The sequence below is a fragment of the Klebsiella sp. HMSC16C06 genome (assembly GCF_001808325.1).
In the GTDB taxonomy this organism is placed as follows: domain Bacteria; phylum Pseudomonadota; class Gammaproteobacteria; order Enterobacterales; family Enterobacteriaceae; genus Klebsiella; species Klebsiella variicola.
In genome coordinates this window covers 1-24079 of the sequence record NZ_KV792996.1, presented here as the reverse complement: position 1 = coordinate 24079, position 24079 = coordinate 1, and the positions used below count along the sequence as shown (strand labels likewise).

23 protein-coding genes and 1 pseudogene are annotated in these 24079 nt (G+C 60.3%); 15 read left to right on the top strand and 9 right to left on the bottom strand.

The features are described from left to right. Nucleotides 1-75 precede the first annotated feature (75 nt). Nucleotides 76-723, top strand: a complete 648-nt coding sequence (locus HMPREF3142_RS09960; protein WP_070612034.1) for a TetR/AcrR family transcriptional regulator — start codon at nucleotides 76-78, stop codon at nucleotides 721-723. Between the two features lie 620 nt (nucleotides 724-1343). Here the strand turns inward: HMPREF3142_RS09960 and HMPREF3142_RS09955 are convergent. Beyond that, a complete protein-coding gene (locus HMPREF3142_RS09955) occupies nucleotides 1344-1760 on the bottom strand; it encodes a GNAT family N-acetyltransferase (RefSeq protein WP_023298368.1) in 417 nt (138 codons plus the stop codon). Here HMPREF3142_RS09955 and HMPREF3142_RS29395 point away from each other — a divergent pair. Further along, the gene (locus HMPREF3142_RS29395; protein ID WP_012540280.1) at nucleotides 1735-1851 is read left to right on the top strand and encodes a hypothetical protein; all 117 of its coding nucleotides are present in this window, start codon (nucleotides 1735-1737) and stop codon (nucleotides 1849-1851) included. The genes HMPREF3142_RS09955 and HMPREF3142_RS29395 overlap by 26 nt on opposite strands. On the opposite strand, the gene HMPREF3142_RS29390 is transcribed toward HMPREF3142_RS29395, so the two are convergent. Then, complete coding sequence (locus tag HMPREF3142_RS29390) at nucleotides 1811-1933, bottom strand: hypothetical protein (protein ID WP_012540279.1); 123 nt, start codon at nucleotides 1931-1933, stop codon at nucleotides 1811-1813. The two genes, HMPREF3142_RS29395 and HMPREF3142_RS29390, sit on opposite strands and share 41 nt — an antisense overlap. A gap of 206 nt (nucleotides 1934-2139) precedes the next feature. Here HMPREF3142_RS29390 and eefA point away from each other — a divergent pair, with 206 nt between their 5' ends. The 8 genes from eefA (at nucleotide 2140) to HMPREF3142_RS09910 (ending at nucleotide 12919) form a co-directional block, all read left to right on the top strand. Continuing rightward, entirely contained in the window at nucleotides 2140-3264 is a 1125-nt protein-coding gene (gene eefA / locus HMPREF3142_RS09945) for a multidrug efflux RND transporter periplasmic adaptor subunit EefA (RefSeq protein WP_049165270.1), read from the top strand. Continuing rightward, the gene (eefB, locus tag HMPREF3142_RS09940; protein WP_023323401.1) at nucleotides 3264-6371 is read left to right on the top strand and encodes a multidrug efflux RND transporter permease subunit EefB; all 3108 of its coding nucleotides are present in this window, start codon (nucleotides 3264-3266) and stop codon (nucleotides 6369-6371) included. The genes eefA and eefB overlap by 1 nt, the downstream gene beginning before the upstream one ends. 3 nt (nucleotides 6372-6374) lie before the next feature. Beyond that, on the top strand, nucleotides 6375-7739 hold the full coding sequence (eefC, locus tag HMPREF3142_RS09935) for a multidrug efflux RND transporter outer membrane subunit EefC (RefSeq protein ID WP_004889164.1): 1365 nt from the start codon (nucleotides 6375-6377) through the stop codon (nucleotides 7737-7739). A gap of 45 nt (nucleotides 7740-7784) precedes the next feature. Further along, nucleotides 7785-8948 (top strand): multidrug effflux MFS transporter, encoded by a 1164-nt coding sequence (locus HMPREF3142_RS09930; protein ID WP_016162000.1) that lies wholly within the window; start codon nucleotides 7785-7787, stop codon nucleotides 8946-8948. A 162-nt stretch (nucleotides 8949-9110) separates the two neighbouring features. Then, complete coding sequence (gene murQ / locus HMPREF3142_RS09925) at nucleotides 9111-10013, top strand: N-acetylmuramic acid 6-phosphate etherase (protein ID WP_012967024.1); 903 nt, start codon at nucleotides 9111-9113, stop codon at nucleotides 10011-10013. A gap of 24 nt (nucleotides 10014-10037) precedes the next feature. Next, a complete protein-coding gene (gene murP / locus HMPREF3142_RS09920) occupies nucleotides 10038-11468 on the top strand; it encodes a PTS N-acetylmuramic acid transporter subunit IIBC (protein ID WP_032736563.1) in 1431 nt (476 codons plus the stop codon). 151 nt (nucleotides 11469-11619) lie between these two features. Continuing rightward, on the top strand, nucleotides 11620-12522 hold the full coding sequence (locus HMPREF3142_RS09915; RefSeq protein ID WP_002923118.1) for a DMT family transporter: 903 nt from the start codon (nucleotides 11620-11622) through the stop codon (nucleotides 12520-12522). A gap of 106 nt (nucleotides 12523-12628) precedes the next feature. Beyond that, nucleotides 12629-12919 (top strand): YicS family protein, encoded by a 291-nt coding sequence (locus tag HMPREF3142_RS09910; protein ID WP_023298372.1) that lies wholly within the window; start codon nucleotides 12629-12631, stop codon nucleotides 12917-12919. A gap of 3 nt (nucleotides 12920-12922) precedes the next feature. On the opposite strand, the gene HMPREF3142_RS09905 is transcribed toward HMPREF3142_RS09910, so the two are convergent. The 4 genes from HMPREF3142_RS09905 to galB are packed head-to-tail and all read right to left on the bottom strand — an operon-like array spanning nucleotide 12923 to nucleotide 16325. After that, entirely contained in the window at nucleotides 12923-13786 is an 864-nt protein-coding gene (locus HMPREF3142_RS09905; protein ID WP_070612033.1) for an NAD(P)-dependent oxidoreductase, read from the bottom strand. A gap of 2 nt (nucleotides 13787-13788) precedes the next feature. Further along, the gene (locus HMPREF3142_RS09900) at nucleotides 13789-14874 is read right to left on the bottom strand and encodes a 4-oxalomesaconate tautomerase (RefSeq protein WP_070612032.1); all 1086 of its coding nucleotides are present in this window, start codon (nucleotides 14872-14874) and stop codon (nucleotides 13789-13791) included. Further along, nucleotides 14875-15588, bottom strand: a complete 714-nt coding sequence (locus HMPREF3142_RS09895; RefSeq protein ID WP_070612031.1) for a 4-carboxy-4-hydroxy-2-oxoadipate aldolase/oxaloacetate decarboxylase — start codon at nucleotides 15586-15588, stop codon at nucleotides 14875-14877. Continuing rightward, nucleotides 15585-16325 (bottom strand): 4-oxalmesaconate hydratase, encoded by a 741-nt coding sequence (gene galB / locus HMPREF3142_RS09890; protein ID WP_008806774.1) that lies wholly within the window; start codon nucleotides 16323-16325, stop codon nucleotides 15585-15587. The genes HMPREF3142_RS09895 and galB overlap by 4 nt, the downstream gene beginning before the upstream one ends. Before the next feature lie 127 nt (nucleotides 16326-16452). Here galB and HMPREF3142_RS09885 point away from each other — a divergent pair, with 127 nt between their 5' ends. Next, the gene (locus HMPREF3142_RS09885; RefSeq protein ID WP_016162005.1) at nucleotides 16453-17679 is read left to right on the top strand and encodes a LysR family transcriptional regulator; all 1227 of its coding nucleotides are present in this window, start codon (nucleotides 16453-16455) and stop codon (nucleotides 17677-17679) included. Here HMPREF3142_RS09885 and HMPREF3142_RS09880 read toward each other — a convergent pair. The 3 genes from HMPREF3142_RS09880 to HMPREF3142_RS09870 form a co-directional block, all read right to left on the bottom strand. After that, entirely contained in the window at nucleotides 17676-18938 is a 1263-nt protein-coding gene (locus HMPREF3142_RS09880) for a gallate dioxygenase (protein ID WP_008806772.1), read from the bottom strand. The two genes, HMPREF3142_RS09885 and HMPREF3142_RS09880, sit on opposite strands and share 4 nt — an antisense overlap. Before the next feature lie 13 nt (nucleotides 18939-18951). Continuing rightward, nucleotides 18952-20322, bottom strand: a complete 1371-nt coding sequence (locus tag HMPREF3142_RS09875) for an MFS transporter (protein WP_070612029.1) — start codon at nucleotides 20320-20322, stop codon at nucleotides 18952-18954. Nucleotides 20323-20533: 211 nt separating this feature from the next. Beyond that, nucleotides 20534-21475, bottom strand: a complete 942-nt coding sequence (locus HMPREF3142_RS09870; RefSeq protein ID WP_032691298.1) for a LacI family DNA-binding transcriptional regulator — start codon at nucleotides 21473-21475, stop codon at nucleotides 20534-20536. Between the two features lie 293 nt (nucleotides 21476-21768). Here HMPREF3142_RS09870 and HMPREF3142_RS09865 point away from each other — a divergent pair, with 293 nt between their 5' ends. The 4 genes and pseudogenes from HMPREF3142_RS09865 to HMPREF3142_RS09850 form a co-directional block, all read left to right on the top strand. Continuing rightward, nucleotides 21769-22083 (top strand): PTS sugar transporter subunit IIB, encoded by a 315-nt coding sequence (locus HMPREF3142_RS09865; protein ID WP_004145041.1) that lies wholly within the window; start codon nucleotides 21769-21771, stop codon nucleotides 22081-22083. Nucleotides 22084-22094: 11 nt separating this feature from the next. Then, nucleotides 22095-23417, top strand: a complete 1323-nt coding sequence (locus HMPREF3142_RS09860; RefSeq protein ID WP_002923156.1) for a PTS cellobiose transporter subunit IIC — start codon at nucleotides 22095-22097, stop codon at nucleotides 23415-23417. Between the two features lie 97 nt (nucleotides 23418-23514). Then, on the top strand, nucleotides 23515-23817 hold the full coding sequence (locus tag HMPREF3142_RS09855; protein WP_002923158.1) for a PTS lactose/cellobiose transporter subunit IIA: 303 nt from the start codon (nucleotides 23515-23517) through the stop codon (nucleotides 23815-23817). A 144-nt stretch (nucleotides 23818-23961) separates the two neighbouring features. Further along, nucleotides 23962-24079, top strand: a pseudogene (locus HMPREF3142_RS09850) (maltoporin); the annotation flags it as partial.

The following is a 24079-nucleotide window of genomic DNA, read 5'->3' as shown; positions in this document are numbered from 1 at the left end:
CGCTCGCTTGAAATTAATTAAATGCATAATTAATATTTAGTGAAAGAATGAGTCGGGTCAAGAGATCGCCATACCATGACAGCACAAAAGGATCAGGATGCCCCCCGCCGCCCGGGTCGGCCGCGCGGTAAAAAACCGGATACTGCCAATCGCGAACAGCTGATGGACATTGCCCTGATGCTGTTTGCCCGCGACGGGGCGGGCCGCGTATCGTTGAACGCCATCGCCAAAGAGGCCGGGGTGACGCCGGCGATGCTGCATTACTACTTCAGTTCCCGGGATGCGCTGGTGACCCAGCTGATTGAGGAGCGCTTTATGCCGCTGCGCAATCACATCAGCCGCATTTTTGTCGATCATCCGCAGGATCCGGTGCTGGCGCTGACGATGATGGTCGAGACGCTGGCGCATATGGCGGAGAAAAACGCCTGGTTTGCGCCGCTGTGGATGCAGGAGATCATCGGCGAGATGCCGATCCTGCGTCAGCATATGGATGCCCGCTTCGGCGAGGAGCGTTTTCAGGTGATGCTGGAGACGGTGCGTCGCTGGCAGCTGGAGGGCAAGATCAATCCGGCGCTGTCGCCGGAGCTGCTGTTTACCACGGTGATTAGCCTGGTGCTGGTGCCATTTTCACGCATTCACAGCGATCCGCGTTTACAGGCGGTCAACCGCCAGATCATCATCAGCCACGCGCTGGCGTTAATGGGCCACGGCGTCGGAGGTTAAGGCGTGGTTTTGACGCTTTTGTAGCCCGGATAAGGCGCCACGCGCCGCCATCCGGGAGTTTCCCTGCTCGCACTGCGCTTAGCAGGGCTACAACTTCTATGTTAATTCCCGGCAGATTGCGCTCCCGGTTGATCTTCTGCGTTATGTCTCTTATGGCGCGGGGAGCGCACAGGGGGCGGCCAGTCGCCGCCGCCCCCTGTACCCCCGGGCTCCGGCCAGCAACATCGCCGCTACGTGGTGCCTTCGACTTATCCCTGCAGGCTTCGGGTCGGGCCGAGGCAGCGTCCGTGCAAAACACGGCCCTCAGCCCGCATCCATGCGGGCTGCCCCGGCCTTCCGGGAACGTCTCGCGATTTTGAGGCCGCCAGCACCGGCAGTTTCAGTCGCGCAAGTGGGTATATCAATAACAGGCCGCACGAACCCCAGGACGGGTAAGGCGACAGGCGCCACCCGGCAAGAATACTGGTGCCGTGCCTGATATCCTGCCCGGCGGCGCTGCGCTTGCCTGTCCTGGGTGGGGCGAAACGACGGGAGGACTGTGTAGGCCGGATAAGGCATTTATGCCGCCATCCGGCACAACCACAGGTAGGGTACCTGACCGCCCGGGGATACCAGGATCGTTACAGCGCCTTCGACAAATAGTGGCGCTGCATGCCTGCGTGGGGGAAGTCGGGCAGCGACATCTGCAGCTGATAGCCTAATTTCTGATAAAACGGCAGCGCCTGGAAGCTAAAGGTATCCACCAGCAGATGGCTGCAGCCTAGCGCCTGCGCCTGCTGTTCCGCCTCCTGCATCAGCTCGCTCCCCAGCCCGCGCCCGCGCGTCGCCTCGCTAACCCACAGATACTCAATGCACAGCCAGTTGCCCTTGCGTTTGGCAATCAGCCCGCCCTGCATCACCCCTTGCCCATCGCGGGAGTAAACCCCCAGATCGCCAAACTGCGCCGCATCGAGATACTGCTGATTATAGTGCCGCAGACCGGCAAACAATTCTTGTTGATCGTCGGGATTAATGCTTTTTGTAATGATTAGCGTCATTAACTATCTCCAGTATCGCGATGCCGAATGGTTATTTTCCCTCTCCACTTTCACAAAATATTCTTATTTTCTCCATGATTATTTGCCTTAATTTTTTGCGTTCTAAAAGTAAGCAAAAAAACCTTTCCATTATCGCGACGGATCGTATAATGGATAAAAATGAGAATGATCATTCTCACCAAAAGACCAGAGGAGATGCGCTTTTCACCTCCTGAAGACCGAAGAGGTTGGCTTCAACGGAGACACAATAACAATCACGTTCAGGAACATCTGTGTTCCTTTTTTGTCATTTTCGCTCACCCGAAAATGCCTCAGCGCCCAACCTATTCCCTCGTTTTTAAATAAACGGGGCGGACGTCTTATATCTTGAGAAAATATAATGAAATACATCATAGCTCCCATCGCGACAGCATTATTTCTCCTTAGCGGATGCGATAATGCGCAGACATCTGCCCCGCAGCAATCCACGCCGGAAGTGGGCGTGGTCACCCTGCAAAGCCAGCCGGTGCCGGTAGTTAGCCAGCTCACCGGGCGCACCACCGCCTCGCTCAGCGCCGAAGTACGCCCCCAGGTGGGCGGCATCATCCAGAAGCGCCTGTTTACCGAAGGCGATATGGTGAAGGCCGGGCAGGCCCTTTACCAGATCGATCCCTCCAGCTATCGCGCGACCTGGAACGAAGCGGCGGCCGCACTGAAACAGGCCCAGGCGCTGGTGGTCTCCGATTGCCAGAAGGCCCAGCGCTACGCGTCGCTGGTCAGGGATAACGGCGTTTCCCGCCAGGATGCCGACGACGCCGCCTCCACCTGCGCCCAGGACAAGGCCAGCGTGGAATCGAAGAAAGCGGCGCTGGAGAGCGCGCGCATCAACCTGAACTGGACCACCGTCACCGCACCGATAGCCGGGCGCATCGGCATCTCGTCGGTTACGCCGGGGGCGCTGGTCTCCGCCGATCAGGATACCGCGCTGGCGACGATCCGCGGGCTCGACACCATGTATGTCGATCTGACGCGATCCAGCGTCGATCTCCTGCGTTTACGCAAACAAAGCCTGGCCAGCAACAGCGACACCCTCAGCGTGACGTTAACCCTGGAAGATGGCAGTACCTACCAGGAAAAAGGGCGTCTGGCGCTCACCGAAGTCGCCGTCGATGAATCCACCGGCTCGGTGACCCTGCGCGCTATCTTCCCCAACCCGCAGCACGTCCTGCTGCCGGGGATGTTCGTCCGCGCGCGCATCGATGAAGGCATCATGAACGACGCGATCCTCGCCCCACAGCAGGGGATCACCCGCGATGCCAAAGGCGACGCCACGGCGCTGGTGGTCGATGCCGCCAACAAAGTTGAGCAGCGTACCGTGGAAACCGGCGACACCTATGGCGATAAATGGCTGGTGCTGAGCGGCCTGAAAGCAGGCGATAAGCTGATTGTCGAAGGCACCAGTAAAGTGGCCCCCGGACAGACAGTGAAGGCCGTTGCCGTCAACAATAACGGAGGCAATGCCTGATGTTCTCCCGTTTCTTCGTGCGTCGCCCGGTCTTTGCCTGGGTGATCGCCATTCTGATTATGCTCGCCGGGGTGCTGGCGATCCGCACCCTGCCGGTAGGCCAGTACCCGGACGTCGCCCCGCCGGCGGTGAAAATCTCCGCCACCTATACCGGCGCCTCTGCCGAAACCCTGGAGAACAGCGTCACCCAGGTCATCGAGCAGCAGCTTACCGGCCTCGACCATCTGCTCTACTTCAGCTCCACCAGCAGCTCCGATGGCTCGGTCAGCATCACCGTCACCTTTGAGCAAGGGACCGACCCGGACACCGCCCAGGTGCAGGTGCAAAACAAAGTCCAGCAGGCGGAATCGCGGCTGCCGAGCGAAGTCCAGCAGTCCGGCGTAACGGTGGAAAAATCGCAGAGCAGCTTCCTGCTGATCCTCGCGGTATATGACAAAACCGACCGCGCCACCAGCTCCGACATCTCCGACTGGCTGGTCAGCAATATGCAGGACCCGCTGGCGCGCGTGGAGGGCGTCGGCAGCCTGCAGGTGTTCGGCGCCGAATACGCGATGCGCGTCTGGATGGACCCGACCAAACTCGCCTCCTACTCGCTGATGCCTTCCGACGTTCAGTCGGCGATTGAGGCGCAGAACGTGCAGGTTTCCGCCGGTAAAATCGGCGCGCTACCGTCGTCCAATGCCCAGCAATTGACCGCCACCGTGCGCGCGCAATCCCGGCTGCAAACCCCTGACCAGTTCAAAGCGATCATCGTGAAAAGCCAGGCCGACGGCTCGGTGGTGCGCCTGAGCGATGTCGCGCGGGTGGAGATGGGCAGCGAGGATTACACCGCTACCGCTAATCTGAACGGCCATCCGGCCGCCGGGATCGCGGTGATGATGGCCCCCGGCGCCAACGCGCTGGACACCGCGACCCTGGTGAAAAGCAAAATCGCCGAATTCCAGCGTCAGATGCCGCAGGGCTACGATATCGCCTATCCGAAGGACAGCACCGAGTTCATCAAAATCTCGGTCGAAGATGTGATTCAGACCCTGTTCGAAGCGATCATTCTCGTGGTCTGCGTGATGTATCTGTTCCTGCAGAACTTCCGCGCGACGCTCATTCCGGCGGTGGCGGTGCCGGTGGTGCTGCTTGGCACCTTTGGGGTGCTGGCGCTGTTCGGCTACTCGATTAACACCCTGACGCTGTTCGCCATGGTGCTGGCGATCGGCCTGCTGGTGGATGACGCCATCGTGGTGGTGGAAAACGTCGAGCGCATTATGCGCGACGAAGGGCTCCCCGCCCGCGAAGCCACCGAAAAATCGATGGGCGAAATCTCCGGCGCGCTGGTGGCGATCGCCCTGGTGCTGTCGGCGGTGTTCCTGCCGATGGCCTTCTTCGGCGGATCGACCGGGGTCATCTATCGCCAATTCTCGGTAACCATTATTTCGGCAATGATGCTGTCGGTGGTGGTGGCGCTAACCCTCACCCCGGCGCTGTGCGGCGCGCTGCTCAGCCACTCCAAACCACACACCAAAGGGTTCTTTGGCGCCTTTAACCGCCTGTGGGGGCGCACGGAAGCAGGCTACCAGCGCCGCGTACTCGGCGGCCTGCGCCGGGGCGCAGTGATGATGGGCGCTTACGCGTTGATTTGCGGGGCGATGGCGCTGGCGATGTGGAAGCTGCCGGGCAGCTTCCTGCCGGTGGAGGACCAGGGGGAGATCATGGTCCAGTACACCCTGCCCGCCGGGGCCACCGCGGTGCGTACCGCTGAGGTGCGCCGCCAGGTGACCGACTGGTTCCTCACCAAAGAGAAAGCCAATACCGACGTCATTTTCACCGTCGACGGCTTCAGCTTTAGCGGCAGCGGCCAGAACGCCGGGATGGCCTTCGTGTCGCTGAAAAACTGGTCGCAGCGCAAAGGGGACGACAATACCGCCCAGGCCATTGCCCTGCGCGCCACCAAAGAGCTGGGGACGATCCGCGACGCCACCCTGTTCGCCATGACCCCGCCGTCGGTGGACGGCCTCGGACAGAGCAACGGCTTCACCTTCGAGCTGATGGCCAGCGGCGGTACTGACCGCGACAGTCTGATGAAGCTGCGCAGCCAGCTGCTGGCGGCGGCCAACCAGAGCAGCGAGCTGCAGTCGGTGCGCGCTAACGATCTGCCGCAGATGCCGCAGCTGCAGGTGGATATCGATAACAACAAAGCCGTCTCGCTGGGGCTGTCGCTGAGCGACGTGACCGATACGCTCTCCAGCGCCTGGGGCGGTACCTACGTGAATGACTTTATCGATCGCGGCCGGGTGAAAAAGGTCTATATCCAGGGCGAAAGCGACGCGCGCGCGGTGCCGTCGGACCTCGGCAAATGGTTCGTTCGCGGCAGCGATAACAGCATGACGCCGTTCTCCGCCTTCGCCACCACCCACTGGCAATACGGCCCGGAAAGCCTGGTGCGCTACAACGGCTCCGCCGCCTTTGAGATCCAGGGCGAAAACGCCGCCGGCTTCAGCTCCGGCGCGGCGATGGACAAGATGGAAAAGCTGGCCGACAGCCTGCCGGCGGGCTCCACCTGGGCGTGGAGCGGCATTTCGCTGCAGGAAAAGCTCGCCAGCGGCCAGGCGATGAGCCTCTACGCCATCTCGATTCTGGTGGTGTTCCTGTGCCTGGCGGCGCTGTATGAGAGCTGGTCGGTGCCGTTCTCGGTGATCATGGTTATCCCGCTCGGCCTGCTCGGCGCGGCGCTGGCGGCGACGCTGCGCGGTTTAAGCAACGACGTCTACTTCCAGGTGGCGCTGCTGACCACCATCGGCCTGTCGTCGAAAAACGCCATCCTGATCGTGGAGTTCGCTGAATCCGCCGTGGATGAGGGGTATTCGCTCTCCCGGGCGGCGATCCGCGCCGCGCAGACTCGTCTGCGCCCGATTGTCATGACCTCGCTGGCGTTTATCGCCGGGGTACTGCCGCTGGCCATCGCCACCGGCGCCGGAGCCAACAGCCGCGTGGCGATCGGCACCGGCATCATCGGCGGCACCCTGACAGCCACCCTGCTGGCGGTGTTCTTCGTACCGCTGTTCTTCGTGCTGGTGAAACGTCTCTTCACCCGCCAACGTCCTTCTCAGGAGTAAGGTATGTTTCGTTTGAGTTTTATGTTTATCGCGCTCCTGACCGCGGGCTGCGTCTCGCTTGACCCGCATTATGATCGCCCGGCCGCGCCGGTGCCGGCCACCCTGCCCGGGGCGCACGGCGAATCGACGGCGGTGGTCGGCGACTGGCAGAAAGTGGTCAATGACGCGCGGCTGAAAAAAGTGGTCAGCATCGCGCTAAACAGCAACCGCGATGTGCAAAAAGCGCTGGCCGATATCGAGGCCGCGCGCGCCCAGTACGGCGAGACGCGGGCGTCGCTGTTTCCTACCGTCGATGCCGAGCTGAGCCATACCCGCAGCAAAACGGTAGCCAGCGGCCTGAGCTCCGCTTCGCAGGCCGACGGCGCGGTCTCCAGCTTCGAGCTGGACTTGTTCGGCAAGAACCAGAGCCTGTCGCGCGCGGCGCGCGAAACCTGGCTTGCCAGCGAATTCACCGCGCAGAATACCCGGCTGACGATGATTGCCGATTTGACCACCGCCTGGGTAACGCTGGCGACGGATAACAGCAATCTGGCGCTGGCGCAGCAGACCATGGACAGCGCAGCAAACTCGCGCAACATCGTCGCCCGCCAGATGGCGGTGGGTACCGCTTCCGCCGGCGATGTAAGCTCGGCGGAAAGCGTCTATCAGCAGGCGCGCGCCAGCGTCGCCAGCTATCGCACGCTGGTGGCGCAGGATAAAAACGCCATTAACCTGCTGGCGGGGGAAACCGTGCCGGAGAGCCTGTTGCCCGGCACCCTCGAGAGTCTCGGGGATAACAGCATCGCGCTGGTGCCGGCGGGCGTGTCGTCGTCGGTGCTGCTGCGCCGGCCGGACATTCAGGAAGCGGAGCACAATCTGAAGAGCGCCAATGCCGATATCGGCGCGGCGCGGGCGAACTTCTTCCCGTCGATTTCCCTGACCGCCAGCGCCGGGGTCGGCAGCGACTCGCTGTCGTCGCTGTTCAGCCACGGGATGCAGGTGTGGTCGTTCGCCCCCTCCATCAGCCTGCCGCTGTTCACCGGCGGCAGCAACCTGGCGCAGCTGCGCTATGCGGAAGCGGAGAAAAAGGGGCTGATCGCCACCTACGAGAAATCGATTCAGAGCGCCTTTAAGGACGTTGCCGATGCGCTGGCGCGCCGGGAAACGCTGAGCGAAGAGCTCGATGCCCAGCGGCAGTACGTCGCCGCCGAGCAGACATCGCTGGATATCGCCATGAAGAGCTATCAGGCCGGAGTCGGCGATTATCTGTCGGTGCTTACGGCCCAGCGCACGCTGTGGTCGGCGAAGACGACGCTGCTGTCCCTGCAGCAGACCGACCTCAATAACCGGATCACCCTCTGGCAGTCGCTGGGCGGCGGCGCCAGTTAATTTCACCCGCCGGGCGGCCGCGCCCGGCTTCTGTAAGGAATCGTTATGCCACGTGTTTCCCTCTCCTGGGCGCTGATCCTCGGCCTGCTGTCGGGTATCGGCCCGCTGTGCACGGATTTTTATCTGCCGGCGCTGCCGGAGATCACTCAGCAGCTGCAGGCCACCAGCACCCAGACCCAGCTGTCGCTGACCGCCGCGCTGATTGGCCTCGGCCTGGGTCAGCTGTTTTTCGGCCCGCTGAGCGATCGCATTGGCCGCCTGAAACCGCTGGCGCTGTCTCTGCTGCTGTTTATCTTTGCTTCGGCGATGTGCGCCCTGACCCGGGATATCAACATGCTGATTGTCTGGCGCTTTTTACAGGGCTTCGCCGGCGCCGGCGGCTCGGTGCTGTCGCGATCCATCGCCCGCGATAAATACCAGGGCACCCTGCTGACCCAATTTTTCGCCCTGCTGATGACCGTGAACGGCATTGCGCCGGTGCTGTCCCCGGTGCTGGGCGGCTACGTTATCACCGCCTTCGACTGGCGAATTCTCTTCTGGACGATGGCCGCCATCGGCGGCGTGCTGCTGGTGATGAGCCTGACGATCCTGCGGGAAACGCGCCCGGCCACAGCAACGCATGCCGCCCGCCAGCAACGCGGCCAGCCGGTGCTGAAAAATCGCCGCTTTCTGCGCTTCTGCCTGATTCAGGCCTTTATGATGGCCGGGCTGTTCTCTTACATCGGCTCCTCTTCCTTCGTGATGCAAAGCGAATACGGCATGAGCGCCATGCAGTTCAGCCTGCTGTTCGGTCTGAACGGTATCGGGCTGATTATCGCGGCGATGATCTTTTCCCGCCTGGCGCGCCGCTTTAGCGCCGAAAGCTTGCTGCGCGGCGGCCTGACGCTGGCGGTGAGCTGTGCGGCGATCATGCTGCTGTTTGCCTGGCTGCAGCTGCCGGTGCTGGCGCTGGTCGGCCTGTTCTTTACCGTGTCGCTGATGAGCGGCATCAGCACCGTCGCTGGCGCGGAGGCGATGAGCGCCGTCGATGCCGCGCAGTCCGGGACCGCGTCCGCGCTGATGGGCACCCTGATGTTTGTCTTCGGCGGCATCGCCGCGCCGCTGGCAGGCCTCGGCGGTGAAACGATGCTGAAAATGAGCCTCGCGATGGCCATCTGCTACCTGCTGGCGCTGCTGCTGGGCCTCAGCAAACCGCGCAGCGCGCGCTAATCTCCTGCTGCGGTAATAAAATATTCCAGATTTATTACCGCACTATTTCCCGCCATACCTACCATTCTCCTATTATTCTCCGCGTACTAATCGTGATACTCTTCACAGGCAAGGAATAAATAATTCCTTATACTGCGCGCCACTGAGAATAACGAGGTTTCTATGAGTATCGACCTGAGCAAACTGCTGACCGAGCGACGCAACGCCAACAGCGCCAACATTGACACCCTCTCCACCCTCGACATGCTGACGGTGATAAACCAGGAAGACCAGCAGGTAGCCCAGGCGATTACGCCCTATCTGCCGCAGATTGCCGAGGTGGTGGATAAGGTCGCGACGGCGCTGCAGGCCGGTGGCCGCTTGATTTATATCGGCGCGGGTACCTCAGGGCGTCTGGGGATCCTCGATGCCAGCGAATGCCCGCCAACCTTCGGCACCCGCCCGGAGCAGGTGGTGGGGATCATCGCCGGCGGACATAAAGCGATTCTCAGCGCCGTGGAAAACGTGGAAGACAACAAAGCGCAGGGGGCGATGGATCTGCAGAACCTGAACTTCAGCCACCGCGATGTGCTGGTGGGACTGGCGGCCAGCGGACGCACGCCGTACGTCATTGGCGCCATGGAATACGCCCATAGTCAGAATGCCTTTGTCGCCATCGTCAGCTGTAACCCGCATGGCGAAATGGCCCAGCTGGCGGATGTGGCGATCACCCCGGTGGTCGGCCCGGAAGTGGTCACTGGCTCTACCCGTCTGAAAGCCGGTACCGCGCAGAAGCTGGTGCTGAACATGATCTCCACCGGGGCGATGATCCGCGTCGGCAAGGTGTACAGCAACCTGATGGTCGACGTCGAAGCGACCAACGCCAAGCTGATTGAGCGCCAGGTCTCTATCGTGATGGAGGCGACCGACTGCGATCGCCCCACTGCCCGGAAGGCGCTGGAGGCCTGCGGCCGCCACTGTAAAACGGCGATCGTGATGGTGCTGGCGGACTTAAGCGCCGAAGACGCGCAGTCGCTGCTGGCAAAAAACAACGGCTATATCCGCAAGGCGCTCAGCAACACCTGAGCGCCGACAGACAGGTAACGGGCAATGGCAAAAATAACGAAAGAGATGATAGCGCGGATCCTCGCCCACGTAGGCGGCGCCGCAAACGTCGCGCAGGCGGGCAACTGCATGACGCGCCTGCGCTTGACCCTGCGCGATGAAAGTCTGGCCGACAGCGCCGCCATCCGCCAGATTGACGGCGTAATGGGGGTGATCGTCAGCGACGAGCAGTTCCAGGTGGTGCTCGGCCCCGGCAAGGCGCAAACCGCCGCCGAGATGATGAACGTCCTGCTGGAGGAGGCGCCCGCCGCGCCGTCGCTGGCCGACGTCGCGGCAGAGAAAAAGCAGGCGCTGAAGGGCAAGCAGACCAGCGCGGTGCAGAAATTTCTCGCCAAATTCGCCACCATCTTTACGCCGCTGATCCCCGGCTTTATCGCCGTCGGGCTGCTGCTGGGCTTCGCCACCCTGGCGGAACAGGTTTTCGTGCTGGAGAACGCCCATCCGAACGCCAGCCTGGTAGCGCTGATTGGCTATATGAAGGTCTTCAGCAAAGGGATGTTCACCTTCCTGAGTATCCTGATTGGCTATAACGCGCAGAAGGCGTTCGGCGGCTCCGGCGTGAACGGCGCAATTATCGCCTCGCTGTTCGTGCTGGGCTACAACCCAGAGGCGACCAGCGGCTTCTACGCCGGCATTTCCACCTTCTTCGGCCACGGCATCGATCCGCGCGGCAATATCATCGGCGTATTGATCGCCGCTATCCTTGGGGCGTGGGTTGAACGCCAGGTGCGGCGGGTAATGCCGGCCAACCTCGATATGATCCTCACTTCGGCGGTGACCCTGCTGATCATGGGCGCGGTGACCTTTACGGTGATCATGCCGATTGGCGGCTGGTTGTTTACCGGCATGTCGTGGCTGTTCCTGCATCTTAACGGCAACCCGTTTGGCTCGGCGGTGCTGGCCGGCCTGTTCCTGCTGGCGGTGATGTTCGGCGTCCATCAGGGGTTTGTCCCGGTCTATTTTGCGCTGGTGGACGCCCAGGGCTTTAACTCGCTGTTCCCGATCCTGGCGATGGCCGGGGCCGGGCAGGTGGGGGCGGCGCTGGCGCTATTCTGGCGGGCGAAGCGCGATTCGCTGCTGCGAACCCAGATTAAAGGGGCGATTATTCCGGGCTTCCTCGGGATTGGCGAGCCGCTGATCTACGGCGTCACCCTGCCGCGGATGAAGCCGTTTGTCACCGCCTGCCTCGGCGGCGCCTGCGGCGGGTTCTTCGTCGGACTGATCGCCTGGCTGGGGCTGCCGGTCGGCCTGAACACGGTGTTCGGCCCATCCGGGCTGGTGGCGCTGCCGCTGATGACCTCCGGCAGCGGAATTTACGCCGGGATGGCGGTCTACGCCGGCGGGCTGGCGGTCTCCTACCTGTGCGGCTTTGTCCTCACCTGGCTATTCGGCAGTAAAAATGTCGATTTAAGCTAGAACGCGACTGTCGGGTAGTGCCCGGTGGCGGCTTCGCCTTACCGGGCCTGCAACATCGTTACGCCGCCGCGCCCGACTACCATTTCCTGCCCCGCCGCCCGGGCTGGCGCATGCTATGATTCCCCTTTGTCATATTTCGCTTGAGGAAAAGATGGGCTCCAGCAAAAAAGGGATGCTGAACGTACTGATTGCCGCCGTGCTGTGGGGCAGTTCCGGGGTGTGTGCGCAGTTTATTATGCAGGAAAGCCAGATGTCGTCGCCGTTTCTGACCATGACGCGTCTGCTGTTCGCCGGGCTGATCCTGCTGATGCTCGGCTTTGTTCACGGCGACCGCATTTTCCGCGTGCTGCAAAACCGCCGCGACGCCCTCAGCCTGCTGTTTTTCTCGCTGTTTGGCGCGCTAACCGTGCAGTTCACCTTTCTGATGACCATTGAAAAATCCAATGCCGCCACGGCCACGGTGCTTCAGTTTCTGTCGCCTACGATCATCGTCGCCTGGTTCGCCCTCGCCCGCAAAGCGCGTCCCACTCCGCTGGTGCTGGGAGCTATCTGCACCTCGCTGGCGGGCACCTTTCTGCTGGTGACCCACGGCAACCCAACGACGCTGTCGATTTCGCCGGCGGCGCTGTTCTGGGGGATCGCCTCGGCGTTTGCCGCCGCGTTTTATACCACCTATCCCTCGACGTTGATTGCCCGCTACGGGACGCTGCCGATCGTCGGCTGGAGCATGCTGTTCGGCGGCGCGATGCTGCTGCCGTTTTACGGCGGCCAGGGCACCGATTTTGTGGTGAACGGTAGCCTGCTGTTAGCCTTTTTCTACCTGGTGGTGATCGGTACTTCGCTGACCTTCAGCCTTTATCTTAACGGCGCGCAGAAAATTGGCGGCGCGAAGGCCGGGATCCTCAGCTGCGCCGAACCGCTGAGCAGCGCCCTGCTGTCGCTCCTGCTGCTGGGGATCACCTTCACGCTGCCGGACTGGCTGGGCACTCTGCTGATCCTCGCGTCGGTGGTGCTGATCGCCATCGACTCGCGGCGGCGGGTGAGAGCCGCCTGAGCAGGCGATAAAAATTGCATTTTCAATAAGTTAAACTGACCACTATTTGCGTGTTTTCGCGCCTGCGCATATAGTTGACGGAAGCGATTACGGAAGGAGAAGCCTGATGAAAGCATGTTGGATGGTATGCCTGGTCACCGCCCTGAGCGCCACGTCGGCGTGGGCCGAATCACCGCTGCAAAGCCTGCAGTTCGAACAGCAAAAACAGCTGGTGCTCAAAGCGGTGAAGGAAAAATGTGCGCCAGCAAGCCACCTCAGCGATAACGATTTTGCCAATAAAGTGCTGGCGACCGACGGTAACAAGAACGCGGTCCGCGAAGCAACGCTGGCGAAAGAGCGCAATAACCAAAAAAGCTACCAGGCCGCAATCGACAAAATCGTCTGTCCGGCCAAATAGCGGTTATTTCAGCCTGGCGACCAGCGTTTTCCAGTCAAACGGCGTCAGCTGCCTGTAGCTCAGGCTACGGGCGGCCATCTGCTCCGGCAGCTGGCGCTGGCTTTTCGCGATCGCCTCGCTCATTATCCCGGCGCTCCCCACGTCACGCAGGGTTTTCACCACCTCTTCCATCTCTTCGCTGCGCCGAATGCCATGTTCCGCCACCCGGCTGATCAGATAGTCGGGGAACGCTCCTGTCCAGCCCAGAGAGGGGAAACTATGATGCAAGGAACTAAGCACCTCCTCCTCGACGCCATATTCACGGGCCGCGAACAGGCATTCTGTGGTGAGCGCTTCAAGACCTTTGATCATCACGCTACGGCACATTTTTATCGCCGACACCTGGCCCACCGTACTGGCGCCATAGCGGGCATTCAGCCCCAGCCCCTGCAGACGCGGCGCGATCGCCTCCGCCTGTGGCCCGCCGATCAATAACGGTGTCTGCAATCGGGCCGGCGGTACCGGCGCCATCACCGCGACATCGATGTAGGCGCCGGGCAGAAAATGTTCAGCCGCCTGCCGTTTCGTCTCCGGCGCCACGGAGTTGAGATCGAGGAAGTATTGCCCCGGCTGCAGCAGCGCGGCCGCCTGCTGCGCCACCTTTAGCGCCTCACCCGCGGTCACAGTAGAAAAAACCAGCGTGGCCCCCTCCAGCGCCTGCGCCAGCGAACTTCCCACCTGAACGCGCGAGTCACGGGCTTTTTTGCCCATCGCCTCTCGCGCCGGGCCATTGAGCTTGCAATCCCACATGGTCACCGTATTCTCACGGGCCAGATCCGCCGCCAGAATGCCACCCGCCTCGCCAAAACCAATAAACGCGATCGTCATCATTACTCCTCACGCGGCCAGACGCGGGCCGGAATAAAAACCTCGCCAGCAAACAGCAATCGCGCCGTGCGTAACAGGCCGCAGCCAGCCAGGGCGCCGTCAGCATCAAGCTGAAGCGTTACGCTAAATTCGCCTGTCGGATGCTCAACGCTGAGCAGCGGCGTATCGCCTGGCGCTACCTGCGCCAGGCCCTGCGCGACAGAGCCGGGGAGCAGACAAGCGCTGGCCACGCTCACCGCGCCAAACACGCCGATTGACGCGTGGCAGCGGTGCGGGATAAAGGTGCGGCTGCTGATGGCGCCGCCGTGTCGCGGTTCGGCGATCAGGGTCATCTTGGGCACCGTGCGCTGGCTGACGTCGCCAAGCTGCATCAGCGGCCCGGCCTGCAGGCGAATCGACTCCAGGCGACGTTTAAGCGCATCGTCATTATCCAGCTGTTCGCGCGTCTCATAGCCGGTGCAACCGAGGTCGCAAGCGCGCAACAGGATCACCGGCATACCGTTATCGATGCAGGTCACCTCAACGCCGTCAAAACGGTCACGAACCCGGCCGGTCGGCAGCAGCGCCCCGCAGCTGGAGCCCGCCACATCAAGAAAATGGAGCAGGATCGGGCTGGCGCTGCCCGGCACGCCATCGATACGACTCTCGCCGGCGTAGTCGACCCCGTCGGCATCGCAGGGGATCTCTGCCACCGCCAGTTGCCCCGTGTTCTCCATATAAATACGCACCCGAGTGAGCGGCGCATCGTGGCGAACCAGACCACGCTCGATGGCGAAAGGGCCAACGGCGGCAAGAATATTGCCGCAGTTTTGGCCGTAATCCACGGTGGCCGCCGCCACGTTCACCTGGGCAAACAGATAGTCCACATCGGCGTCAGACCGTGCGGAGCGGCGGATAATCGCCACTTTACTGGTCAGCGGATCGGCGCCGCCGATCCCGTCAATTTGCCGGGGATCAGGCGAGCCCATCACCGCCAGCAGCACCGCATCACGTTGCACCGGATCGGCAGGCAGATCGTCGGCCAGAAAACAGGCTGCCTTCGAGGTGCCGCCGCGCATCCATAGACAGGGGATTCCGCGTTGCGCCATTTATTCCTCCACCTCGTCTGCGCGGTCATAATACCGCAGCCCCTTTTCCGCCAGACGCGGGCGCATCGCGTAAATATCCAGCCCCAGCTCGCCATGGCGCATCCGCTCACGCTTCGCAAGCTCATTGCTCATGCGGGCTTCCGCTTTATCAAGCACATCACGGACCTGCGCGTGAGGCAGCACCACGACGCCATCGTCGTCGGCCACCACGACATCGCCCGGCTGCACAAGCTGACCTGCGCAAATCACCGGGACGTTAACCGAACCGAGGCTCTCTTTCACCGTTCCCAGGGCATAAACCTGACGGGACCAGACGGCGAATCCCATCTCCCGCAAAGTCTGCGAATCACGAATGCCGATATCGCCCACCAGACCGACCACGCCGCGCGATTGGAGAGACGTCGCCAGCAGATCGCCGAAGAAGCCATCGCCGCACGGCGACGTCGGGGCCACCACCAGAATATCGCCGGCGCGGCACTGCTCGACCGCGACATGAAACATCCAGTTGTCGCCTGGCGTCACCAGCACGGTTACCGCGTTGCCCGCCCGGCTGACGCCCTGCTGAATCGGACGGATTACCGGCCCCATCAGCCCCTGGCGCTCCCAGGCTTCATGGAGCGTCGCCACCCCGGCCGCCTCACAGCGGCGCAAAACCGCCTCGTCATGGCGCGGCAGGTGGCGGATCACAAGGCCTTTTTTATTTAACAGGTTCATGCCAGGTTCTCCGTTACGCGGGGGAAGATGCTCTGGAAGGCTTCGCCGTGAACGATATCGCGCGCGGCCGTGATGCCGATATTGCGTTTGGCCTGCACTCCGCGCTGCAGCGCCACGCGGGTGTAGTATTCCCACAGATGCTCCTGACCCTGCATGCACTGAATGGCCTGATACTTTTTCTCCCAGACGGCGGTGATGTCCAGTAACACATCGGGTTTCCAGTTGCACTGCTCCGGCTGGTGCGGTTCGAAACAGTAAACCGGGGGAGCAGCGACAATTTTCTCGCCGGGGCGATAGCCCTCTGCCTGGGCGATAATCCGTGCTTCCTGCGCCAGATGGGAGGCCAGCGGATGATCGTAGTTATAGGGATCGTGCAGGGAGTGCGTCAGGACAAAGTGGGGCTGGATACGGCGATACACATCCGCCAGACGAAATAGCGTCTCTTTATCGGCGCGCAGCGGATAGTCGCCGATATCAAAAAATTCGACGCTGGCGCCGAGGATCTCAGCGGCGGCCTGCGCCTCTTCGCGACGCACCTGCTTCACCGCCTCCTCGGTCATGTTGCCTTTGCGCCACAGTTTGGCGGACTCGCCGCGCTCGCCAAAGGATAAACAGACCACGTGGACCTGATAGCCCTGCAGGGCATGCAGCGCTATCGCACCGCCCGCACGCCAGACGAAATCGGCCGAGTGGGCGCTGACGACAAGGGCACTTTTTTCGCTAACCGGATGAGACATGATGGCTTCCTCTGTTGTTTTTTTCAGCTTGTCATGTCCCGTCGCAGGGAGGTAATTCGTTAACTTGCGAAGGCTATGATTTTTATTTATGTTGTCGACTCACTCACTGTTTCAGGCCTGACGAACCATGCTGAAGAAAAAGCACGATAAAATCATAAATATCATGCAGCTGCGCTTTTTCTGTCAGGTCGCGCTGCGCGGCAGTGTCTCGCGTGCGGCCGATGACTTATTCCGCACGCAGTCAGCGATAACCCGGGCGATCCGCGACCTTGAATCCGCCTTGAACGTCACGCTGTTCGAACGCCATTACAGCGGCATGGTGCCCACCGAGTATGGCAAGTGCATCCTGCCGCGCGCCCGGCGGGCGATTGACGACCTGCAGGCCATTCCGGCGCTGTTGCAGAAACACCATACCCGCACCAGCGGCCCGCTGGCGGACGCCGGCTGGCTGTTCAATACCCGCCGGTTAGCCATATTTATTCAGCTCTATCACGTCAACCATACCCAAACCGTCGCGCAACAGTTGGGGATCACCCAGCCGGCGGTCAGCGCCGCGCTGAAGGTCCTGGAGAAAGGGGCGGATTCGGCGCTATTTCGCCGGACGCCAGAAGGGGTGCGCCCCACGCCCGCCGCGGAGCTACTCTATCCCCCGGTAAGCAGAGCGCTCAACGAGCTGGAAAACATCTGGAGCGATATCGCCGCCCGTCGCGGGGTGCTGGAGGGCACCGTGCGCATTGGCGCCCTGCCGCTGAGCCGGACCCGGCTACTGCCCTCCGCCATCGCCGCCTTTCTGGCTCAGCACCCGGGCATTACCCTCATGACCAATGAAAGCCCGTATGAGTCGCTGGTCGCCGATATGCGGGCAGGTAATATCGATTTTATTATCGGCGCCCTGCGTCAGGATGAAGATCTTCCGGACCTCTGTAGCGAGGCGTTATTTGAAGAGGATATGTTGATTTTACTGCGTAATAACCACCCGCTGCTGCGCCATCCGGATCCGCGCAGCCAGCTGGCGACCGCGCAATGGGTGCTGCCGCGCGCCAACGCGCCGGCGCGCCATTTGCTGGATAAGGCGTTTATCACCCTGGGGCTGCCGCTGCCCCAACCGACGGTGGAGACCGGGGATGCGGCGATGGTGAGAGGATTGCTGCAGGACTCCGACATGCTGGCGGCGGTCTCCGCCAGCCAGATGCGTTTTGAAACTGACAATGGGCTGCTCAGCGTGTTGCCGGTCCCCCTGCCCGATACCACCCGGCGTATCGGGCTGACGTTTCGCGCCGGCAGCCTGCCCTCCCCGGCGACGCAGGCGCTGTTGCGTTTTATCTATCAGCAGGTTCAGGACGGGACCGTTTAACGTTTACCCGCCACCGAATAGGTTACCTGTTGGTTGCGCGTTTGCTGAAACGCCTCCAGCGTCTGCCCGCGCATCGCGGCGTAAATATGCAGGTTGGATACGCCGACCACCGCGCCCATTTTCTCCAGCAGGAAGAAACTGGCGCCATACTGAATCAATCCCCGCCAGTCGCGTGCGTTGAGCAACTGCTGTTCCTCCTCACTCAGTCCGGCTTCGGCATAAAGCGACTGAGGCGACTGCAGAAAACGTTCGCGCCAGGCAGGCTCAATCAGCCGATGCAGGAAACGGTTAAGCCGCAAGCCATTCAGGCTGCGCTCGTGGGTAAAAGGATAGGTTCCCGGCAGTTTCTCCACCCCGGCCAGCTGCTGCGCCATATGCTGGCGATGGCGCGTCAGGGTATCGACGGGGGGCAGGCGCGCATTGTTCTCAAGGATCAGCGTGGCGATACCGGTCATCGACGGCAGGTAATAGTCGCGCCAGGTTTCGGTGACATTGGCTGATAGCGCGCCGCGCATCACCAGCCACATGATCACTTCGGACCCCTCCATCCCCCCCAGCTCAGCATATTCGCCAAGGGTCATTTCGGTGAGCTTTTCCGGGTCATTAACCAGCATGTCAACAAACTGGGCATCCCAGTCGGGATTATTAAATCCGCAGCGCTCGCCATGAACCTGATGCGAGAGCCCGCCGGTCGCGACAATCGCCACATTGATATCTTCCGGGAAGCTTTCAATTGCCCGGCGCAGCGCCTGGCCGAGTTTGTAACAACGGCGCGCGCTCGGTACCGGAAATTGCAGCACGCCGATCTGTAACGGGATCACCGCCGTCGGCCACCCCTGCGCTTCATCCCAGGGCAGCAGCGCCGAAAGCGGCGAGAAAAGGCCGTGGTCGAGCTTTTTATCCATAAAGAACGACATATCAAACTCATCGGCCATCAGGCTGGCGCCAATGTGCCTTGAGAGCGCCGCATTGCCCTGGACCGGCGGCAGACAGCGTGGTCCGCCGCCTTCATCGGCAACGTCATATTGACTGTCGATTCCCAGCGTAAAAGTCGAATAGTGATCGAAGAAAAAGGCGGTCACATGATCATTAAAGATGTACACCAGCGCATCCGGTTTTTTCTCCTCCAGCCAACGCTGCAGCGGTTCGAAGCTCTGGAAGATCGGCGACCACGCCGGGTCCTGCTGTTTATGATGATCGACCGCGAAGCCGATAGTCGGGGTATGAGAGACGGCGATACCGCCGAGAATGTTAGCCATCAGATAACTCCACTTATCGGTGTTCCAGGGGGGATGACAAAGCGTCCAGTTCTGCCTCTGTGAGTCGAGGCTTAGCGTGATTCATACGGTGCAACAAAATACAGATCCCCGCCAGGCAGGCCGGCAGCGCAAGCACCAAAAAGATCGACGAGTTTCCCGGTACGGCCAGCATCAGCATCCCGCCCAGCGTGGAGCTGAGAATAGCCCCGGTACGGCCGATACCATGCATCCAGCTGACGCCGGTAGCACGGATCTCGGTTTGATAATAGGCTGGCGAATAGGCCTGCAGACCGTTCTGCGCGCCGTTAATGCACATCCCGCTGATAAAAATCAGCACCGACAGCGCCGCCGATCCGAAATCCATCAACCCCTGGGACAACAGGCACAGGCAGCCGAGGAAATAGGTTGCCGCAATCACGGCTTTCGCCGAAGCACGATCCATCAGCATACCGACAAGGATCCCGCCCAGCGGGCCGCCGAGCTGGAACAAGCCGGTCATCATCGCCGCCTGCTGCAGCGACAGCCCGCCGGAGCGGAGAATGGTTGGCAGCCAGCCGTTCAGCAGATATATCACGAACAGCCCCATAAAATAGGTCAGCCACAGCGCTATCGTGCCGCGGGCATAGCCATGCCGAAACAGCTGCGCCACTTTGCTGCTCCGCGTGATGGGCGGCGCATTCAACTGAAAAACGGTTTCCGCCGTAAACTGGCCCCCAAGCCGGTTAAGCGCCCTGGCGATCTGCTCGCCCGGTAGCCGGCGCGCCACCATGTTCATCGCCGACTCCGGCAACATCACGATCATAAAGGGGAGCACCACGAGCGGCAGCACGCCGCCAAAAATCAGCGCCGAGTGCCAGCTGTAATGCGATAACAACCCGGCGGCGATAAAGCCGCCGAGGCCGGAACCCACGTTAAAACCGCTGTACATCAGGGTGATCATCACCCCTTTACGCCGCTCCGGCATATATTCTGCCACCAGCGTGACGCAGTTGGGCATCACCGCGCCAAGGCCAAGGCCAGTAAGAAAACGCATCAGCGCCAGTTGCGATGGGCTTTGCGCCACGGCGCCGGCCAGGCTGAACAGCGCAAACAGCGCCACCGACCAGAGTAAAATGCGTTTTCGGCCGTAGCGGTCAGAAAGCGGGCCCGCCACCAGGGCGCCAATGGCGACGCCGAACATGGCCGCCCCAAGAATCGGCCCCATTTCAGCCCGGCTGATGCCCCAGTCCTCGATGAGCGCCGGGGCGACAAAGCCCATCACCGCGGCGTCATACCCATCCAGCATAATGATGATGAAACAGAGCAGCAGCACGTTCCATTGAAAGCGCGAGACCGGACGGGCATCTATCCACGCTTTCACATCGACAACGTTCATGTGATTCATAGGGTCACTTCCTTAAGCAGGCGGTACGAATGTTCTGGTTAGTGTTTTTTGAGTGGAACTTTCGTACTCAACTTAAGGCAGGTCACGCAGGCTGTCCGGTTCGAAAACCCGGCGTCAGATATGAGTTTTATTTATAATGTGAGGGATACGACAAAAACCAGCCAGCAAAAAACCCGCAGCCAACGGCGGCGGGTCAGGGCAAGAGCGGTGTTCAGTGCTTCGGAATAATTAAATCGCCGCGCAGCGGGCTGCCGCCCGGGTTGTCCGTTTTCTCGGTCAGCCAGTTGACGATCCGCGACGCCATCGCGTCCATGGAATATTCAATGGCCGGAATGGTGGGGATACCGGGCAGCTGTAACGATCCGGCGAGGCTAAACACCATCACATTTTGCGGAACGGCGCGGTTAAACGCCTGCAGCTGCGGCACCACGCGCTGCGCCTGCTGTTCATCGCTCACCAGCAGCGCGTTAAAGTTCAGCGTCGTGGCGTTATTGACCAGCTCCTGGACCGCCACCGACGGCGAGGTGTTATCCAGAAACACCAGGTTGCGATTAAACGGCAAAAAGTTTTTTTCCAGCGCGTGCTTGTAGCCCAGCAGCACCTGATCGGCAAAGCCGCTGCTCTGCGGATGAATCAGCGCAATCTGCCGTCTGCCCTGGCTAATCAGATAGTGGCAGGCGGTTTCGGCAGCGAAGGCATGATCGAACTGAATGCTGTTGTCGCCCTCGCTGTCGAGGCAGTCCACCAGCACCACGTCCGGGCGGTTAATATTCAGGGGAAAACGCGCGCCGATGATCAGCACGTTATCGCACAACCCGCAGGTCAACTCCTCCAGCGAGCTCATCACGCCGTTGCTGGTGTTGGCGAAGCGCAGCAGCAGGTGCTTCTGGTGCTGGCTGAGCTGTTTTTCCAGGGCGTAGAGATAGCTGGTGGTTTGGTTGATGTTGTCCTGGGCGCAGATGACGCCGATACAGCCGGTGGACTGGCTGAGCAACGACTGGGCTATCATGTTTGGCCGGTAATTGAGCGCTTCCGCCGCCTGCAGCACCGCCTGACGACTGGCTTCCTTCACGCCACGTGAGCCGCTCAACACTCGCGACACCGTGGCTTTGGAAACCCCGGCAAGTCGTGAAACATCATTGATTGTCGACATCATTTTCCCCTGCGCGGGCGCCGCGTCCCGCCAAAATCCTGTAAACCTGAATCGCTTCAATTGTGACCAGCGCAGTATATCCATTTCACCATTTGTTTGGAAACCGATTTTCCATTTCAGCGCAAAACATCGCCAAATCGACAGAATAATGTGAGCGAAATCCAATAAATCCGCCCCATAAGCAGGAGATCTTGACCACTATCACAGTTCTGCTTTTTATAAATGGAAACCGGTTTCCGTCTGATATCAAATCACCCACGCAATAACTTTTTACATTTTGAGGATGGTCGTCGATGTACAAGATTATGCTGTGCTGCTCTGCCGGGATGTCCACCAGTCTGCTGGTCAGAAAGATGGTGGAGGCGGCGAATGAACGTGACCTGCCGGTGCAGATTGATGCCTATGGCGTTTCCGAATTTGACATGCAGTTTCCGCAGTATCAGGTGGTGTTGCTTGGCCCCCAGGTGAAATACATGTTGAAAACCCTGTCTGACAAAGCGGCTTCCCTGAACATTCCTGTTCAGCCCATCGATACGATGGACTACGGTATGCAGCGGGGAGACAACGTCCTGAATTATGCTCTGTCGCTGATCCCAGCGGCGCACTGAGAGGTGTTGAAATGAGTTCTCTGTATCAGTCCATGATTGCCGTGATCGAGCAATCTATTACTCCGCTGGCAGGACGCCTTGGGCAGCAGAAATACGTTATCGCTATCCGCGATGGCTTCACTGCCGCCTTGCCGTTTATGATCATCGGCTCTTTCATGCTGGTATTTATCTTTCCGCCGTTTTCACCCGATACCACCAACGGCTTTGCCCGCGGCTGGCTTGATTTCTCCCAGCACTACCGCGAACAGCTGATGCTGCCGTTTAACCTCAGCATGGGCGTGATGACCTTCTTTATCTCGGTCGGCATTGGCGCCAGCCTCGGTCGTCAGTTTCAGCTCGATCCGGTAATGTCCGGTCTGCTGGCGTTTATGGCCTTCCTGCTGGTCGCCGCGCCCTATGCCGATGGCAAAATTTCCACTCAGTATCTGTCCGGTCAGGGCATTTTCACCGCGCTGATCACCGCCATCTACTCCACCCGCGTTTATGCGTGGCTGAAGCAAAACAACATTACGATTCGTCTGCCGAAAGAGGTCCCCACCGGCGTCGCCCGTTCGTTTGAAATCCTGATCCCGGTGCTGGTGGTCATTGCGACTCTGCATCCGCTGAACCTGTTTATCGAAGCGCAGACCGGGATGATCCTGCCGCAGGCGATCATGCATCTGCTGGAGCCGCTGGTTTCCGCCTCCGACTCGCTGCCGGCGATTTTGCTCTCCGTTCTGATGTGCCAGATTTTCTGGTTCGCCGGGATCCACGGCTCACTGATTGTTACCGGCATTATGAACCCGTTCTGGATGGCCAACCTGTCGGCAAACCAGGCGGCGCTGGCGGCGGGTACGGTGCTGCCGCACGTCTATCTGCAGGGCTTCTGGGATCACTATCTGCTGATTGGCGGCGTCGGTTCGACCCTGCCGCTGGCTTTCCTGCTGCTGCGTAGCCGGGCCACGCATCTGCGCACCATCGGCAAGATGGGCATTGTGCCGAGCTTCTTTAATATCAACGAGCCGATTCTGTTCGGGGCGCCAATCATCATGAACCCGATGATGTTTATCCCCTTCGTCTGCGTGCCGATGGTCAACGCGGTGCTGGCTTACGGCGCGACGCGTCTTGGCTGGCTGAGCCAGGTGGTGTCGCTGACGCCGTGGACCACGCCGGCACCGATTGGCGCGTCGTGGGCGGCCAACTGGACCCTGAGTCCGGTGGTGATGTGTCTCATCTGCATGGTGATGTCGGCGGTCATTTACCTGCCGTTCCTGCGCGCCTATGAACGTTCCTTAATGAAAACCGAAGTTGAGAAAGCCAAAAATAGCGTTCCAGTGGCAGAAACCGTTAGCTAATCCCTCTCCTTCCGGAGAGATAATAAGATGACAGCGTAATAATGCAGAAAATGGACTTTCACTGCATTATTAAATAATAAATACCTCAGGAATACACATGATTGAATTAGAAGATGCGGTAATGGAAATTATCGTTAATGCGGGACAGTCACGCTCATTATGTTTTGAAGCGCTGCATGCAGCCCGAACCGGAAATATCGACGAAGCGCGCTTACTCTTAAATGAGGCCGACGGCTACGCCCGCCGGGCGCATCAGATGCAGACCCAGCTCATCGGGCAGGATGCCGGTGAAGCGCGTCAGCCTATGACGCTGATTATGGTACATGCCCAGGATCATCTGATGAATTCGCTGCTGGCCCGCGAGTTCTCAGAAGAATTAATCCATCTGTACCAGCGTTAATTAATATGGAATAACGTCAGCGAGAATATTATTCTCCGGCGTCGCTGTACCCTAAAAAACAAATCAGCTTATTTTGGTTATTTATTTTAGCCAGAATGGGATGGTTATTATCTGAAATATATTAATTATTAAAGCGAGATAACCATGAATACTGTGAAAAAACTGCCTTTAGCCATGGCGGTTGTCGCCGCGCTGTGCCCAATTTCTGTCATGGCGCAAGAATTTACGCAGGAACAGATCGACGCCATCGTCGCCAAAGCCG

Bases quoted from the DNA above. Each gene is read 5' to 3' on its own strand.
- HMPREF3142_RS09960 (WP_070612034.1), top strand. From the start codon at position 76: ATGACAGCACAAAAGGATCAGGATGCCCCCCGCCGCCCGGGTCGGCCG.
- HMPREF3142_RS29395 (WP_012540280.1), top strand. From the start codon at position 1,735: ATGCTTTTTGTAATGATTAGCGTCATTAACTATCTCCAGTATCGCGAT.
- HMPREF3142_RS09955 (WP_023298368.1), bottom strand. From the start codon at position 1,760: ATGACGCTAATCATTACAAAAAGCATTAATCCCGACGATCAACAAGAA.
- HMPREF3142_RS29390 (WP_012540279.1), bottom strand. From the start codon at position 1,933: ATGATCATTCTCATTTTTATCCATTATACGATCCGTCGCGATAATGGA.
- eefA (WP_049165270.1), top strand. From the start codon at position 2,140: ATGAAATACATCATAGCTCCCATCGCGACAGCATTATTTCTCCTTAGC.
- eefB (WP_023323401.1), top strand. From the start codon at position 3,264: ATGTTCTCCCGTTTCTTCGTGCGTCGCCCGGTCTTTGCCTGGGTGATC.
- eefC (WP_004889164.1), top strand. From the start codon at position 6,375: ATGTTTCGTTTGAGTTTTATGTTTATCGCGCTCCTGACCGCGGGCTGC.
- HMPREF3142_RS09930 (WP_016162000.1), top strand. From the start codon at position 7,785: ATGCCACGTGTTTCCCTCTCCTGGGCGCTGATCCTCGGCCTGCTGTCG.
- murQ (WP_012967024.1), top strand. From the start codon at position 9,111: ATGAGTATCGACCTGAGCAAACTGCTGACCGAGCGACGCAACGCCAAC.
- murP (WP_032736563.1), top strand. From the start codon at position 10,038: ATGGCAAAAATAACGAAAGAGATGATAGCGCGGATCCTCGCCCACGTA.
- HMPREF3142_RS09915 (WP_002923118.1), top strand. From the start codon at position 11,620: ATGGGCTCCAGCAAAAAAGGGATGCTGAACGTACTGATTGCCGCCGTG.
- HMPREF3142_RS09910 (WP_023298372.1), top strand. From the start codon at position 12,629: ATGAAAGCATGTTGGATGGTATGCCTGGTCACCGCCCTGAGCGCCACG.
- HMPREF3142_RS09905 (WP_070612033.1), bottom strand. From the start codon at position 13,786: ATGACGATCGCGTTTATTGGTTTTGGCGAGGCGGGTGGCATTCTGGCG.
- HMPREF3142_RS09900 (WP_070612032.1), bottom strand. From the start codon at position 14,874: ATGGCGCAACGCGGAATCCCCTGTCTATGGATGCGCGGCGGCACCTCG.
- HMPREF3142_RS09895 (WP_070612031.1), bottom strand. From the start codon at position 15,588: ATGAACCTGTTAAATAAAAAAGGCCTTGTGATCCGCCACCTGCCGCGC.
- galB (WP_008806774.1), bottom strand. From the start codon at position 16,325: ATGTCTCATCCGGTTAGCGAAAAAAGTGCCCTTGTCGTCAGCGCCCAC.
- HMPREF3142_RS09885 (WP_016162005.1), top strand. From the start codon at position 16,453: ATGCTGAAGAAAAAGCACGATAAAATCATAAATATCATGCAGCTGCGC.
- HMPREF3142_RS09880 (WP_008806772.1), bottom strand. From the start codon at position 18,938: ATGGCTAACATTCTCGGCGGTATCGCCGTCTCTCATACCCCGACTATC.
- HMPREF3142_RS09875 (WP_070612029.1), bottom strand. From the start codon at position 20,322: ATGAATCACATGAACGTTGTCGATGTGAAAGCGTGGATAGATGCCCGT.
- HMPREF3142_RS09870 (WP_032691298.1), bottom strand. From the start codon at position 21,475: ATGTCGACAATCAATGATGTTTCACGACTTGCCGGGGTTTCCAAAGCC.
- HMPREF3142_RS09865 (WP_004145041.1), top strand. From the start codon at position 21,769: ATGTACAAGATTATGCTGTGCTGCTCTGCCGGGATGTCCACCAGTCTG.
- HMPREF3142_RS09860 (WP_002923156.1), top strand. From the start codon at position 22,095: ATGAGTTCTCTGTATCAGTCCATGATTGCCGTGATCGAGCAATCTATT.
- HMPREF3142_RS09855 (WP_002923158.1), top strand. From the start codon at position 23,515: ATGATTGAATTAGAAGATGCGGTAATGGAAATTATCGTTAATGCGGGA.